Source organism: Algorimicrobium algoritergicola (assembly GCF_008086165.1).
Lineage (GTDB): Bacteria > Bacteroidota > Bacteroidia > Flavobacteriales > Flavobacteriaceae > Algorimicrobium > Algorimicrobium algoritergicola.
The window spans coordinates 17,821-32,011 of the sequence record NZ_VSKL01000006.1 but is presented as its reverse complement, the minus strand read 5'-3'; the positions used below and the strand labels follow the sequence as shown (position 1 = coordinate 32,011).

15 protein-coding genes are annotated in these 14,191 nt (G+C 34.5%); 4 read left to right on the top strand and 11 right to left on the bottom strand.

Features of this window, described 5'->3' with window-relative positions:
• Nucleotides 1–47: 47 nt before the first annotated feature.
• Together ES675_RS13510 and bshC are read right to left on the bottom strand one after the other, a co-directional pair.
• Nucleotides 48–1,418, bottom strand: a complete 1,371-nt coding sequence (locus tag ES675_RS13510) for a pyridoxal phosphate-dependent decarboxylase family protein (protein ID WP_066250116.1) — start codon at nucleotides 1,416–1,418, stop codon at nucleotides 48–50.
• 3 nt (nucleotides 1,419–1,421) lie between these two features.
• Nucleotides 1,422–3,026: a bacillithiol biosynthesis cysteine-adding enzyme BshC gene (gene bshC / locus ES675_RS13505; RefSeq protein WP_066250114.1), complete on the bottom strand. Its 1,605-nt coding sequence runs from the start codon at nucleotides 3,024–3,026 to the stop codon at nucleotides 1,422–1,424.
• 116 nt (nucleotides 3,027–3,142) lie between these two features.
• Between bshC and miaE the strand changes: the two genes are divergently transcribed.
• From miaE to mgtE, 3 genes are all read left to right on the top strand, one after another.
• Nucleotides 3,143–3,724 (top strand): tRNA-(ms[2]io[6]A)-hydroxylase, encoded by a 582-nt coding sequence (gene miaE, locus ES675_RS13500; protein ID WP_066250111.1) that lies wholly within the window; start codon nucleotides 3,143–3,145, stop codon nucleotides 3,722–3,724.
• 108 nt (nucleotides 3,725–3,832) lie between these two features.
• The gene (locus ES675_RS13495; protein ID WP_066250109.1) at nucleotides 3,833–5,101 is read left to right on the top strand and encodes a carboxypeptidase-like regulatory domain-containing protein; all 1,269 of its coding nucleotides are present in this window, start codon (nucleotides 3,833–3,835) and stop codon (nucleotides 5,099–5,101) included.
• A 107-nt stretch (nucleotides 5,102–5,208) separates the two neighbouring features.
• Nucleotides 5,209–6,549, top strand: coding sequence for a magnesium transporter (gene mgtE, locus ES675_RS13490; protein WP_066250105.1), 1,341 nt, complete (start codon nucleotides 5,209–5,211; stop codon nucleotides 6,547–6,549).
• 13 nt (nucleotides 6,550–6,562) lie between these two features.
• On the opposite strand, the gene rimO is transcribed toward mgtE, so the two are convergent.
• On the bottom strand, nucleotides 6,563–7,870 hold the full coding sequence (gene rimO, locus ES675_RS13485; RefSeq protein WP_066250102.1) for a 30S ribosomal protein S12 methylthiotransferase RimO: 1,308 nt from the start codon (nucleotides 7,868–7,870) through the stop codon (nucleotides 6,563–6,565).
• 72 nt (nucleotides 7,871–7,942) lie between these two features.
• On the opposite strand from rimO, the gene ES675_RS13480 reads away from it, so the two are divergent.
• Nucleotides 7,943–9,103: a serine hydrolase domain-containing protein gene (locus tag ES675_RS13480; RefSeq protein ID WP_231931273.1), complete on the top strand. Its 1,161-nt coding sequence runs from the start codon at nucleotides 7,943–7,945 to the stop codon at nucleotides 9,101–9,103.
• A gap of 164 nt (nucleotides 9,104–9,267) precedes the next feature.
• On the opposite strand, the gene ftsY is transcribed toward ES675_RS13480, so the two are convergent.
• The 8 genes from ftsY to ES675_RS13440 form a co-directional block, all read right to left on the bottom strand.
• The gene (ftsY, locus tag ES675_RS13475; RefSeq protein ID WP_066250099.1) at nucleotides 9,268–10,221 is read right to left on the bottom strand and encodes a signal recognition particle-docking protein FtsY; all 954 of its coding nucleotides are present in this window, start codon (nucleotides 10,219–10,221) and stop codon (nucleotides 9,268–9,270) included.
• 144 nt (nucleotides 10,222–10,365) lie between these two features.
• Nucleotides 10,366–10,518 (bottom strand): DUF4295 domain-containing protein, encoded by a 153-nt coding sequence (locus ES675_RS13470; RefSeq protein ID WP_066250096.1) that lies wholly within the window; start codon nucleotides 10,516–10,518, stop codon nucleotides 10,366–10,368.
• Nucleotides 10,519–10,560: 42 nt separating this feature from the next.
• Nucleotides 10,561–10,743 carry a 50S ribosomal protein L33 gene (gene rpmG, locus ES675_RS13465; protein ID WP_042500020.1) on the bottom strand — a complete coding sequence of 61 codons (183 nt, stop codon included), beginning with the start codon at nucleotides 10,741–10,743 and terminating at the stop codon, nucleotides 10,561–10,563.
• A 26-nt stretch (nucleotides 10,744–10,769) separates the two neighbouring features.
• The gene (rpmB, locus tag ES675_RS13460; protein ID WP_066250092.1) at nucleotides 10,770–11,006 is read right to left on the bottom strand and encodes a 50S ribosomal protein L28; all 237 of its coding nucleotides are present in this window, start codon (nucleotides 11,004–11,006) and stop codon (nucleotides 10,770–10,772) included.
• A gap of 101 nt (nucleotides 11,007–11,107) precedes the next feature.
• The gene (locus ES675_RS13455; protein ID WP_066250089.1) at nucleotides 11,108–12,355 is read right to left on the bottom strand and encodes a competence/damage-inducible protein A; all 1,248 of its coding nucleotides are present in this window, start codon (nucleotides 12,353–12,355) and stop codon (nucleotides 11,108–11,110) included.
• Nucleotides 12,355–12,696, bottom strand: coding sequence for an Hpt domain-containing protein (locus tag ES675_RS13450; protein ID WP_066250085.1), 342 nt, complete (start codon nucleotides 12,694–12,696; stop codon nucleotides 12,355–12,357). The genes ES675_RS13455 and ES675_RS13450 overlap by 1 nt, the downstream gene beginning before the upstream one ends.
• Nucleotides 12,697–13,308: a fumarylacetoacetate hydrolase family protein gene (locus ES675_RS13445; protein ID WP_066250082.1), complete on the bottom strand. Its 612-nt coding sequence runs from the start codon at nucleotides 13,306–13,308 to the stop codon at nucleotides 12,697–12,699. It lies immediately after the preceding gene.
• Nucleotides 13,309–13,352: 44 nt separating this feature from the next.
• Entirely contained in the window at nucleotides 13,353–14,129 is a 777-nt protein-coding gene (locus tag ES675_RS13440; protein WP_066250079.1) for a 3'-5' exonuclease, read from the bottom strand.
• Nucleotides 14,130–14,191 lie beyond the last annotated feature (62 nt).

Here is a 14,191-nt window from a genome sequence, read left to right as displayed (position 1 = left end):
CAATTGATTTATGAATAGCTATTTATGAGTTGGACTTTTTTGAATAATTAATTCATGGATTCCAAAATCAGTTGAATATCCTTTTCTGTTGTATCCGGATTGATAAAACAAAAACGGGAAACGGTTTCAAATGTATCACCATTTTTCCATTTGGTAGGCGTTACTAATGCAAATCCTTTTTCATGATTTTCATAGGTCCAATTTGTATAATCTTCAGGTTTCCAACCAATACGTCTATATAATACACATGATAAACTTGGTTCTCTTACCAATTCCACATTTGGATTCGCTTCAATCATTCTTCCCGCAAGCTGGGCTAATTCCAAACCACGTTCTACAGATTGTTTATAACGATCTGTTCCATGTGTAGCTAGTGAAAACCACAAAGGTAAACCACGTACGCGACGTGTTAATTGAATTTGATAATCCGTTGGGTTAAACCCATGCGCACCTTCATCTTTAAAAATATCTAAATAAGATCCTTGTTGGGAATGTGCTTCTTTAGCTAATTCGGGTACTTTATAAATAACGGCACCACAATCATAAGGTGAAAACATCCATTTATGAGGATCAATTGTAATACTATCTGCACGTTCAATACCGTTAAATAGGTGTCTTACCGAATCGGCTGCTAAGGCACCACCGCCATAAGCCGCATCTACATGAAACCATAGATTTTCTTCTTCACAAACATTGGCAACACCTTCTAAATCATCAATGATTCCTGCGTTCGTTGTTCCACCAGTTGCTACAACCGCAAATAAACGTTTGCGTTGGTGAAAGTTTAAACCATCAATGGTTTTTCGTAAATCGTCCCCTGTTAATCGTTCTTCTGTATCCACCAATAAAATATCCACATCAGCTACTTTTGCCATGGCTTTTATAGACGAATGTGCTCCAATAGAAGTGATGATTAAGCCTTTTTCGCGCTTGTAGGTATCATCACGACGCCAAAATTCGCGAGCCGTAACAATTGCTGATAAGTTAGCTGCTGTTCCACCACTTGTAAAGACGCCAAATGCACCTTTTGGCAAACCTGTTAAAGAAACAATCCAAGACATGGCCTCATTTTCGCAGAAAATTCCACCAGCACCTTCCATCCAATAGGCTCCGTGAATACTAGAAGCTGACGTTACCAAATCGAACATAATTGCTGCTCGCGTTGGTGAAGCTGGAACAAATGCCAAATTTCTTGGATGATCTACTGGCACATTAGCTTTGGACAAATGCTCTTTCCATAAATTAAAAGCGTATTCACCTCCAACACCTTTTTCTGTAACCGTTTCGCCAACAATAGCTTTTAGTTCTTCGTATTTTTTAGGCTTCCCTATTGGGTGTTCGGTAGATGAAATTCTACCAATAGCATATTTCATGACATCTAATGTCATTTCAATAAGCTCCATATCAATTTTATGCATGAATTACTCTAAATTTAATATTATAAACTCGTTTTTCAACGGTTGCAAATTTACCATTAACTGTTGAATTAATTGGTCTCCAAACTCTAAATAAAAGGAGGAAAAATTGGTTTGACGCTCTTGTAAACTTTGGTTTGGAAATAATTCATCTTGCAAAATCTTAACACGCTGTAAAATATCCGATTGCTTTCGCTTTTGCGCTTTTAGCAGGCGTTTTTCTAAATGTTCTAATCCATTTATTTGTTTTGTTTCTTGAGCCGAAACAGCACCTTTAAAGGATTTATCGGTTTGTTCTGCCAATTGGTATAAATCTTCAAACTGCTTTTTAAGATGTTCTTTTTGTTCCGAAAAATCGATTTTGATTTTTGAAATGTCTTTGGTTACTTTCGTTAATAAATCCGATTGTTTTAAAAACAGATCTTTATTTTCTATACCTAGTTTTTCTAATTTCTCTTGCTGTTTGGTAGTCGTTAGCAACACCGAATTCCGCAATAATAACATGGGAAATGGAATTTTTTGAGCTTCAAAATTTGACTTCAATTGAAACCAATATGCCAATTCACCACCTCCTCCAATATAGCAGAGATTTGGTAAAACCACTTCTTGAAATAGGGGTCTTAAAATAACATTTGGACTAAAGCGCTCCGGATGATTTTCAACCTCTTCAAGTAGTTGCTTTTTATTCCATGAAATTTCTGTTTCTAAAACCTGAAAAACACCGTCAATTTCTACAATGCGTTCACGCAAACCAGATTTAATATAGAACAGATTAATCTCACGTGGATTGACTTGAATTTTATAGTTTTCTGATAGTGAGTTTAGCTTTTCATTGGTTTTCGAAACGTTTTCAAAAGACGACTGATTAATAAGTTCTTCTTTAATATAAGGAATGAATTCTTTCTTCAAATTTTTATCATTTCCGTCTAAAATAACCAATCCAAATTCTGCAAATAAGTCGTTTACCAAATAACGTGTGGCTTCGGTTAGATTCGTATTTGCTATATAGCTATTTTGAAAAAGCTCGATTAATTTATCACTATTTTTACTTTTAGGAAGTTGCTTTGAAAACATCTCAAAAACAGATTTAAAACCTTCTAAATCCAATTCGCCAACTGGCCCAGAAGCCTTCCGATTCCATGGTACTTTTTTTCCATCAAAATTGAAGTAATTAATTTCTTCAAAATCATGATCTTCCGTTGCCATCCAATAGATAGGCACAAAATGATGTTTTGGGTTTGCTGCTTTTAATTCTTCACATAAATTAATGGTCGAAATAATTTTATAGAAGAAATAAAGCGGACCCGTAAAAATATTTAACTGATGTCCTGTTGTAACCGTAAAGGTGTTTTCGTTTTGTAAAGCATCAATATTTTTACGCGTTTGTGGAGATATTTTCGCGTTTTTATATTGTTCATTTAAACTTGCAACCAAAACCATTCGTGACGCTTTACTAAAAGACGCTTTCTTTTCAGCAATTTGATCTTGAAAATTATCCGTTTTCGGAAACCTATTATAGAAGGGTTTTAAAGCAGATTTTTCATCTAAATAATCACAAATTAATGGCGAAAAATAGTTGGTGTCTCTAAACGGAATACAGTGGGTTGGCATAGTTAGGTATTGCTATTTTTAAAAAAGTAAAGATACGTTTTCTAGTCTTAAAAATAACTTAAAATATATACAGACAAGCACTAGAAAGATTGCTTATATTTACCAAAAATGTATTTATGTTAGGATTAAAGTTAGCTACAGATCCACGTTGGGTTGATATTGCAGAATCGAATTTGGAGGAAATATTAACCGATCACGCGTGGTGTGAACAAAAAGCAGCCACAAATGCTATTACCATAATTACGCTTAATTCGGAATATACGGATTTGGTAACCGAGTTATTAGCTTTAGCAAAAGAAGAATTGGAACATTTTGAAATGGTTCATGACATTATAAAGAAACGCGGTTACAAACTTGGTCGCGAGCGCAAAGACAGTTACGTAAACGAGCTTTATAAATTCATGAATAAAGGCGGTAGTCGCATTCAAGCTATGGTAGACAGACTCTTATTTTCTGCGATGATTGAAGCTAGAAGTTGCGAGCGTTTTAAAGTGTTATCTCAAAATATTAATGATCCTGAATTGGCTAAATTTTATCATGAATTAATGATTAGTGAAGCTGGACATTACACCCTATTTATTGGTTTTGCTAGAAAATACGGCCAAGATGTGGATGTGGACAAGCGCTGGAAAGAACTTATTGACTTTGAAGCGGAAGTGATTCAGAATTACGGGAAATCAGAAACGATTCATGGGTAATAATGGTTTATATTTTTAATTAGATTGCATGAAATTGAAATATATGAATACCAAATAATAGTTGATTTCATGATTTTTAAGTAACTTTTATGTTATATTTATTCAACTATGAAACCCTTACTATTTTTAAAGTATTATTTCAGTTTTCTTCTGATACTTGGAACGTTTGTTTCAGGATTTTCACAAGTAGAAAACGACTCCATAATTGAAATAACCGGCAAAATTATTGATAGCAAGACTAACGATCCATTGGTATTTGCAGATTTATTAGTTTCCGATTCTAATATTGCAACCATTTCCAATACGGAAGGTAATTACATATTAAAGTTACCTTCAGATTATATAAATCGTTCCATTTCAATTACCTATTTAGGCTATGCCGAAAAGGAAATACTGATTACTACAATTATAGAAAACAGCACTATTTCTCTAGACCCAACATTTACACCTCTTGATGAAGTTAATATTTCCAGACCAAAAAGCGCTGAAATATTAGTGCGTTTAATGTTAGAGCGAAAAGAAGATAATTATGTAGAATCTGGTTTAGAAATGACAGGTTTTTACAGGGAAACCATAAAAAAAAGACGCCAAAACGCATCCTTATCTGAAGCCGTTGTTTCTATTTACAAACAACCAAACAGCACAAATAGACAGGATGCCGTTGAGATTATTAAAGTACGAAAAACTACTAATTACTCAAAACTTGATACACTGGCTTTAAAACTTCAAGGTGGTCCATTTAACAATTTATATGTGGATATTATGAAGTACCCACAATACATTTTCAATAAAGATAATTTAATTCATTATGATTTTTCATTTGACACCTCAACCGTTATAAACGACCAGCTAGTATACGTTGTTAATTTCAAACAAAAGCCCGAATTGCAAATCCCACTTTACTATGGCAAACTTTATATTGAATCTAAAAACTACGCGCTAACTAGTGCTATTTATAGTTTGAATGTAGAAAATCAAGACATGGCTAGCGAATTATTTGTAAAACGAAAACCTAGACGCGTAAAAGTGTATCCTATTGAAGCTAATTACCGCGTAAATTACCGAAACAGCAATGGCAAATGGTATTACAGTTACAGTAATATTGTACTGACGTTTAAAGTGAATTGGAAAGGACGATTATTTAATAATCTGTATACATTAAATAGCGAAATGGCTATTACCAATTGGAAATATACCGATGAACGTTATTCCAGACCTGAAAACAAATCCGCTATTTTAAGACCATCAAGCATTCTAATTGATGAAGTTTCTGGTTTTCTTGATTCCGAATTTTGGGGACAATATAATATTATAGAACCTGAAAAATCTATTGAGTCTGCTATTGAGAAAATTCAAAAGCAATTGGATAAATCGTAATTTTTTTTTCTTTCTATTCAAATTAATTTTTAAAAATGACAAACTATATCCAAGCTCATTCTTAATTAAACTCGCTTAATTTTACAAACCCATTGCAACCTGTATCTATGCTCGCGACGAAAACAGATCTTTTACAACTTATTAAAGAAAAAAAATGGCGCTCATTAAAGCGTTCCATGAAAAATTTCGACGCGCTAGAAGCCGCAACTTTAGTAGAAGATACCACCAAAGGAACTAAAATAATTTTATTTCGATTACTCTCTAGGCAACAAGCTAAAGGTGCTTTTAAAATTCTTCCCCATTCCGAACAGGAAATAATTATTGAAGGTTTAGCCGAAAACTCTAAAAAACTAACGCGACTTTTAAATGATATTAATCCCGATGATAGAACAGCGTTTTTTGAAGAATTACCGGGTAATATTGCCCAGCGACTTATTGAAAAACTATCGCCAGAAGAACAGTTAATTACAAACCAACTTTTAAGTTACCCCAAAGATAGTATTGGCCGATTGATGACCCCTGAATTTGTTGCCATAAGGGATCACCTTACCGTAGAAGAAGCTTTTGCTCATATTAGACAACATGGCAAAGATTCTGAAACGCTCAACGTTATTTATATTATTGACACGAATTGGAAACTTATTGATGATATAACGATCAAGGAATTAATTCTTGCAAACCCAGATGATATTGTAAAGAATCTAATTAATCAGCGGTTTGCATCCTTAAACGCACTCGATGACCAAGAAACTGCCATTCCTGTTTTTAAGAATTACGATCGGGTTGCTTTACCTGTTTTAAGCGAGGAAGGTGTGCTTTTGGGCATTGTTACTTTCGACGATATTATGGATATTATTGAAGAAGAATCTACAGAAGATTTCCATAAATTCGGATCTATCCAAAACGTGAGTAAAAACCCTTTGAAGGAACGCATATTCAATTTATATAAAAACAGAATTGTCTGGTTGGTACTTCTGGTATTTATGAATATTTTTTCTGGAGCGGCTTTAGAAAACTTTGAAGATGTTATTCAGTCCTTTGTTGCGCTAGTTTTCTTTTTACCATTGTTAATAGATAGCGGAGGAAATGCTGGATCGCAATCGGCCACACTCATGATTCGCTATTTAGCTTTAGGTCAAATTCAAGTTTCTGACTGGTATAAATTAATTGGTAGAGAGCTATTAGTATCTTTTATGTTAGGTATAACTATGGCGGTAAGTATCGCAGCCGTGGCAAGTTTTAGAGCGCCAGAAGTTATTGTAGTAGTTTGCATAGCCATGGTTTTAAATGTCATGCTTGGAAGTATTATTGGGCTATTACTTCCTTTTATATTCACAAAACTGAAAATAGATGCAGCTACGGCAAGTGCGCCTTTAGTGACGTCACTTGCAGATATATGTGGTGTTTTAATTTATTTTTCATTAGCCTCTAGTTTCTTAGAGTTCTAATAAAAATAGTTCGTTAAGATACTGCAACTTCAGCATACAAATCAAAATCGGCCGCTTCTGTGATTGTCACGGTTGCAAACTCACCTGTTTTTAGATATGTTTTTGATGCATCGATTAAAACTTCATTATCAACGTCTGGTGAATCATACTCTGTACGACCTACAAAATATTCACCTTCTTTTCTATCAATAACAACTTTGAAGGTTTCGCCAATTTTAGACTGGTTTAATTCCCAAGAAATTTGCGACTGGATTTCCATAATCTCATTAGCACGTTCTTGCTTCACTTCTTCTGGTACATCATCCACTAAATTAAAAGCATGTGTGTTTTCCTCATGACTATAGGTAAAACAACCCAAACGCTCAAAACGCATGGCTTTAACCCATTCTTTTAATTCTTGAAAATGCGCTTCAGTTTCACCAGGATAACCAACAATTAGCGTGGTTCTAATAGTCATTTCTGGAACGGCTTTTCTAAACGCTTTAAGCAATTTAGTGGTTTTTTCATTGGTCGTTCCACGACGCATGCTTTTTAAAATTTCATCTGAAATATGTTGAAGTGGAATATCTAAATAGTTACATACCTTTGGTTCGCGCTTCATTACATCTAACACGTCCATTGGGAAACCCGTTGGGAAAGCATAATGCAAACGAATCCATTCAATACCATCTACTTTCACTAGAGCTTCTAATAATTCAGCTAAATTTCGTTTTTTATATAAATCGAGTCCGTAATACGTTAAATCCTGCGCAATAAGAATTAATTCCTTAACGCCATTGGCTGCTAATTTTTCAGCTTCGGTCACTAAATTTTCAATAGGTGTACTTTTATGTTTTCCACGCATAAGCGGAATAGCACAAAAACTACATGGACGATCGCAACCTTCAGCAATTTTTAAATAGGCGTAGTTTTTTGGTGTCGTTGTTAGGCGCTCTCCAATTAATTCATGTTTATAGTCAGCACCCAATGCTTTTAGCAAACCTGGCAATTCCGTCGTTCCAAAATACTGATCCACATTTGGGATCTCCTTCATTAAGTCTGGCTTATACCGTTCACTTAAACAACCCGTAACAAAGACTTTATCAACTTCACCTGCTTCTTTTTTCTGCATGAATTCTAAAATAGTATTCACACTTTCTTCTTTGGCATTATTAATAAAACCGCAAGTATTAATTACAACGACATTTCCTTCTTCCTCATGCACCACGTCTTTTCCGCTAGCTTTAAGCTGGCCCATTAAAACTTCACTATCGTAAACATTTTTACTACAGCCAAGTGTTACTACGTTGATTCTATTCTTTTTAAGTGTCTTTGTTCTCATAAGCGTTTCCTGATTAAACAGGAATCTCTTTAATTAATGTACCTATTTTTTAACAGGCTGCAAAGATACACAATGGTTTTTGAAATATTTGATAATGAAGCGTTAAACCTTTATGCCATTTATCAGTCCAATACAAAAGACAAAGCCATGAAAATCAACTTTATTTTCTATTATGTGATGTTTTTACTTATTGTTTTTAGCTGTTCTGCGGAAGAAACCGCGGCAGATACCAATCAAAACCCAATAATTGATACCATCTATTTTCCACCAATTGCAAGTAGTGAATGGAACACAAAATCCCTATCAGATTTAAATTGGAACGAAACTGAATTGACACCTCTTCTCGACTTTTTGGTGGAAAAAAACAGCAAAAGTTTTATGATTCTTCATAATGGGAAAATAGTTATTGAACAGTATTTTAATGACCATACAGCCACATCACCCTGGTATTGGGCTAGTGCAGGAAAAACGTTAACAACGGCTACATTTGGAATTGCTCAAGATGCAGGTTTAGTTACAGTTGAAAATCGTGTTTCTGATTATTTAGGCGTAAACTGGACAAGTTTACCATTAGAAAAAGAAAATTTAATTACCTGTCAGCATTTGTTATCCATGACTTCTGGACTTGATGATACTTTAGGTGAAGATATTTCACCGGAAAACTTACAATACATAGCAGATGCAGGCACACGTTGGGCATACCACAATGTATATGTTAATCTTCAAAACATTATAGAAAACGCAAGTAGCAGCAATTGGGATTCATATTTTAATTCAAATTTAAAAACAAAAATTGGCATGTCTGGTCAATGGATAGCTCAAAATAATTCAAATGTGTATTGGAGTAATACACGCAGTATGGCACGTTTTGGTTTACTTATGTTTGCTAATGGAAACTGGAACAATACTCAAATTCTATCAGTAAGCTATATAAATAATGCTACAAACACATCTCAAAACATTAATGAAGCTTACGGATATTTATGGTGGCTGAATGGGAATTCAACCTACCATTTACCACAGACACAGTTTACATTTTCTGGATCACTTATTCCAAATGCACCAACTGATATGATTGCTGCACTGGGTAAGAATGATCAAAAAATTTATATTGTTCCAAGTATGGATTTAGTTATTGTAAGAATGGGAGAGTCTTCAGATGAAAGCAATTTTGGATTATCCACATTTGATGCAGAATTATGGGATAAGATTAATGCCGTTATAAATAATTGAAATGAAAAAAAGATTTCTAATAAGTAATTCACACTTTAGATGTCACATTGAGCGCAGTCGAAATGTTATCTGTGTCAGAATTTTAAAACTTCCACTGCGCTCGGTTTGACAGTGGAGAATCACTTTTAAGGTAACCTAGTGTTTATTAAGTTTGAGGTGTTTGATTATTTAAAAAACGAATCTACAAACTCATATTTATTAAATACTTGTAAATCTTCTATTCCTTCACCTACCCCAATATATTTGACAGGAATTTTAAATTGATCGGAGATGCCAATAACCACACCACCTTTGGCAGTTCCGTCTAATTTGGTCACGGCTAAAGATGTCACTTCGGTTGCAGCTGTAAATTGCTTGGCTTGTTCAAAAGCATTTTGCCCAGTTGAGCCATCTAAAACCAACAATACATCATGAGGTGCATCGCCAATTACTTTTTGCATGACGCGTTTAACTTTGGTCAACTCATTCATTAAATTGACTTTATTATGTAAACGTCCGGCTGTATCAATTATAATGACATCGGCATTTTGTTTCACCCCAGATTCTAAAGCATCAAAAGCTACAGAAGCTGGATCTGAACCCATATCTTGGCGTACCATTGGCACATCTACACGATCTGCCCAAACTTGAAGTTGCTCTATGGCAGCAGCTCTAAAGGTATCTGCAGCACCTAAAACGACATTATGCCCTTGCTTTTTAAATTGATAAGCAAGTTTTCCAATTGTGGTTGTTTTTCCAACACCATTTACACCAACAACCATTAAAACATACGGTTTTTTGTTTGCTGGAATGGTAAATTCGGTTTCATCACCTGAATTCGTTTCACTTAAAAGTCCAGCAATTTCTTCGCGAAGAATAGTATTCAATTCATCGGTTCCTAAATATTTATCTTTAGCAACACGCGCTTCAATACGTTTTATAACTTTTAAAGTCGTATTAACACCAACATCACTACTGACGAGGATTTCTTCTAGATTATCGAGAACTTCATCGTCCACTTTCGATTTTCCAGCTACGGCTTTACTCAACTTTCCTAAAAACGACGATTTAGATTTTTCTAAACCTTTGTCTAGGGTTTCTTTTTTTTCTGAAGAAAATATTTTTTTAAAAAAACTCATGGTTGTTAATTTCTATATAAATTGATTACCAAAAGTCTTGCCTAAATTAATAGACTGCACTTTTGTCATTCGCTTATAAAGATAAAACAAAAAGCTGCTTTCGATATACGAAAGCAGCTTGAATATTTTAAAGCGTTAGTAAACTTATTGTTTCCCTAACCAATCACTTACAAATTCTGGAGCCATAACAGATTCTACAAACATGTAAGATCCCGTTTTAGGAGATTTTACCATTTTGATAGCTTTTGTTAATCTTTTAGATCCCGTTTGTAATGATGCTACTGATTTCTTTGCCATGTTTAAATGCTTTTTGAAATTTTACTTGCGTAAAGTCTCTAATTACTTAATTTCTTTATGAACTGTCATACGCTTAAGAATTGGATTAAATTTCTTAATCTCCATTCTATCTGGTGTGTTCTTTTTGTTCTTTGTTGTAATATATCTAGAAGTTCCTGCTTGTCCAGACTCCTTGTGCTCTGTGCACTCTAATATTACCTGTATTCTATTGCCTCTTTTTGCCATTGTACTCTTTTTTTATAATAAGACTATTACTTAATAAACCCTTTTGCCTTTGCTTCTTTCAAAGCAGCAGTAATTCCGATTTTGTTAATAGTCTTTAATGTTGATGTAGCAACTTTTAAGGTTACCCACTTATCTTCTTCTGGAAGGTAAAAACGTTTTTTAATTAGATTTGCATCAAATCTACGCTTTGTTTTGTTCATTGCGTGAGACACGTTGTTTCCAACCATCGCCTTCTTTCCTGTAAGTTCACAAACTCTTGACATTGTTCTATCTTTAAAAGTGTTATTTCGACTATTTCAAAACAGACGTTTCAAAACAGGCTGCAAATTTAGTAAATCTTTATAATATCAACAAACTAAAATCGTTACTTTTTTAAAATTTCTTTTTGTAACATTTCAAATGCCTTATTTACAGCTTTCATGATGACTTTAGTTCGGTGGTTTCCTAACTCAAATTTTTCGGAATACACCCTGTCTTTTGTCGCAATTGCTATAAATACAGTTCCTACTTCGGCATCTGAATCGCCTTTATCCGGCCCTGCATTTCCGGTTGTAGCAATTGCATAATCGGTTTTAAACAATTCCCGAGCGTGTTTTGCCATGGCTTCTACAACTGGAGCACTAACAACAGAATGCGCTTTAATTAAGGCTTCTGGCACTTGTAATACATCAATCTTAGCTTCGGTAGCATAACTCACCACACTGCCTTTAAAGTACTTGGAAGCACCTGCATTTTTGGTGAACAATTGCGCTATTTTACCTCCTGTACAACTTTCGGCTGTACAAACGGTTTTATTTAATGCTGTTAATTGCTTCCCGATTATGGCCTCAATAGAATCGTCGGTTTCAAAACCTACAAAAATATCTTCGATCTGCGGAAGCAACGCTTTTATTTGGGATTCCATTTCGGTTTCCACCAAATTTTTATCAAATGATTTAGCTGACAAACGTAAACGAACACGACCCAATCCTGGTAAATATGCGAGCTTTATAAAACTTGGCAAATTATCTTCCCAAGTTTCAATGCGTTCGGCTAAATTACTTTCGCCTAAACCATACGTAAGCAAAGTGACATGTTTGATAAAAGGGAATTGATAGGTTTTTCGAAGTTTTGGAATAACTTCATCTTCCATGAGTGCTTTCATTTCATAAGGCACACCTGGAAGCGAAATAAACACTTTTCCATTACTTTCCATCCACATACCTGGAGCACTACCATATTTGTTCATCAGCACCTTTGCTTTTGATGGCACCAAGGCTTGATCTATATTAACTTGCGCTAATGGTTTTTTAATATAGGTTTTCCAGATGTGTTTAATATTGTCTAAAACGGCTTCGCTTGGAACGAGCGTATCTTGAAAATAATCACAAATAGTTCGCTTGGTAATATCATCTTTTGTTGGACCCAATCCACCAGTAATTATGATAATATCAGCATTTTCTTCTGCTTCTTTTAAGGATTTGGTGATATGTGCAATATCATCTTGAACAGACGTAATTTGATATACCGAAACACCTATTTTATTGAGTGCTTTACTAATAAAGGCGGAATTCGTATCAACTATTTGTCCAATGAGAATTTCATCACCAATGGTAATTATTTCTGCTTGCATTATAGATTGAAGTCTGCTTTAATTTCGGCAACCGTATTTTCTACAGCACCGACTACAATAGCCAGTTTAACCGAAACATTTGTATTTGCTTTTTCAAATTTACCCCAATCTTGAATCTCAATTAAGTCTTCTAAAACACCTAATTCAAATAAATCTATTGTAGGTTTCATTTTATGAGCTGCTTGATAAGCGGAATAGTAATCGTTAGTCGCTACAGCTGTTTTTAGATTCTCTAAATCCTCTGGGACTTCCTCTAAAAATGCAGCGGCTAAAGTTGCTACAAATTCCTCATCACCATCAGCTAATTCACGAACTCGAAATAATTTGTAATGTTGTTCCATTTATTTTACTGTTATTGAAAACATCTGTTGATTTTCTATATATCCTGTTAATTGATCATTGGGTTCTACCCTGCCAACGCCTGCTGGCGTTCCTGTAAATATAATATCTCCAATCTTTAAAGTGAAATATTTTGAGACATATTCTATTAACGCATCAATTTTCCAGAGCATGTGACTGGTATTTCCGTTTTGAACCAATTGGTCATTCTTTTTTAAAGCGAAATTTAAGTTATTAATATCGTCTAACTGTGTTTTTGGCAACCAATTACCTATTACTGCTGCACCATCAAAAGCTTTTGCTTTCTCCCATGGCAACCCTTTTTCTTTAAGTTGCGCTTGCAAATCGCGAGCTGTAAAATCGATTCCTAAACCAATTTCGTCATAATATTTATGGGCGAATTTCTCACTGATATGCTTTCCTACTTTATTAATTTTTACCAAAACTTCCACCTCATGATGCACGTCATTAGAAAAATCAGGAATAAAAAATGGCTGCTTTTTTAATAAAATAGCTGTATCAGGTTTTAAAAATACCACAGGATCTGTGGGTCTTTCGTTTTCCAATTCTTTAATATGTTCGGTGTAATTCCGACCAATGCATATGAGTTTCATTGATGTTGTCTGTTGTTAAGCTGTGAGTCGTTTGTGTTAAGTGACTAATCCAATTTATTATTGAAGGCTCTTAATTTAATAGCTGTCAATACTTTTTTAGTATACAATGGAAAATCAGCATTTAGCAACCAACCAAAGTAACCCGGTTCTTTTTCTAAAATTTCAGTTACTAATTTACCTTTATGCTTTCCAAAGGAGAAACACTCTTCACCTTGTTTGTTATATGCAATAAAACCAGCAAAATCTGCGAATTTTTTGCGCGAACTAAATTCAGCTAAAAACTGCGTATCGTTTTCCAGCTCGTCATATTTTGCTATTTGCGCTTTTAAAACTTCGTAAGTGGCATTGGTATCCGCTTCTGCAGTATGTGCACCTTCTAAAGTTTCATTACAGTAAAATTTATAGGCAGCACTTAATGTACGTTGCTCCATTTTATGAAAAATGGTTTGCACATCAACGGACACGCGACTTTTCATATCAAAATCTATATCAGCGCGTAACATTTCTTCGGCTAATAGTGGAATATCAAATCGGTTAGAATTAAAACCACCTAAATCTGAATCTTTAATCATCTGACTCACCTCTTTCGCCAATTCTTTAAACGTTGGCGCATCTGCTACATCAGCATCCGAAATACCATGAATAGATGTTACTTCTGCCGGAATAGGCATTTCTGGATTTACCAACCAACGTGTAGATTCTTCTTTTCCATTTGGGTGGACTTTCAAGATGGCTATTTCTACAATCCTATCAGAAGTGATACTGATTCCGGTTGTTTCTAAATCGAAAAAACAAATGGGTTTGGTAAGATTAAGTTTCATATTATAAATTTTGCACAAAGGTAAATAGAATAAATAAAAAAGCCCTTTTGGAATTGATAAAC

What these genes read in the sequence shown, in the direction of transcription:
- ES675_RS13510 (WP_066250116.1), bottom strand. Translation starts at nt 1,418, where the DNA reads ATGCATAAAATTGATATGGAGCTTATTGAAATGACATTAGATGTCATG.
- bshC (WP_066250114.1), bottom strand. Translation starts at nt 3,026, where the DNA reads ATGCCAACCCACTGTATTCCGTTTAGAGACACCAACTATTTTTCGCCA.
- miaE (WP_066250111.1), top strand. Translation starts at nt 3,143, where the DNA reads ATGTTAGGATTAAAGTTAGCTACAGATCCACGTTGGGTTGATATTGCA.
- ES675_RS13495 (WP_066250109.1), top strand. Translation starts at nt 3,833, where the DNA reads ATGAAACCCTTACTATTTTTAAAGTATTATTTCAGTTTTCTTCTGATA.
- mgtE (WP_066250105.1), top strand. Translation starts at nt 5,209, where the DNA reads ATGCTCGCGACGAAAACAGATCTTTTACAACTTATTAAAGAAAAAAAA.
- rimO (WP_066250102.1), bottom strand. Translation starts at nt 7,870, where the DNA reads ATGAGAACAAAGACACTTAAAAAGAATAGAATCAACGTAGTAACACTT.
- ES675_RS13480 (WP_231931273.1), top strand. Translation starts at nt 7,943, where the DNA reads ATGGTTTTTGAAATATTTGATAATGAAGCGTTAAACCTTTATGCCATT.
- ftsY (WP_066250099.1), bottom strand. Translation starts at nt 10,221, where the DNA reads ATGAGTTTTTTTAAAAAAATATTTTCTTCAGAAAAAAAAGAAACCCTA.
- ES675_RS13470 (WP_066250096.1), bottom strand. Translation starts at nt 10,518, where the DNA reads ATGGCAAAGAAATCAGTAGCATCATTACAAACGGGATCTAAAAGATTA.
- rpmG (WP_042500020.1), bottom strand. Translation starts at nt 10,743, where the DNA reads ATGGCAAAAAGAGGCAATAGAATACAGGTAATATTAGAGTGCACAGAG.
- rpmB (WP_066250092.1), bottom strand. Translation starts at nt 11,006, where the DNA reads ATGTCAAGAGTTTGTGAACTTACAGGAAAGAAGGCGATGGTTGGAAAC.
- ES675_RS13455 (WP_066250089.1), bottom strand. Translation starts at nt 12,355, where the DNA reads ATGCAAGCAGAAATAATTACCATTGGTGATGAAATTCTCATTGGACAA.
- ES675_RS13450 (WP_066250085.1), bottom strand. Translation starts at nt 12,696, where the DNA reads ATGGAACAACATTACAAATTATTTCGAGTTCGTGAATTAGCTGATGGT.
- ES675_RS13445 (WP_066250082.1), bottom strand. Translation starts at nt 13,308, where the DNA reads ATGAAACTCATATGCATTGGTCGGAATTACACCGAACATATTAAAGAA.
- ES675_RS13440 (WP_066250079.1), bottom strand. Translation starts at nt 14,129, where the DNA reads ATGAAACTTAATCTTACCAAACCCATTTGTTTTTTCGATTTAGAAACA.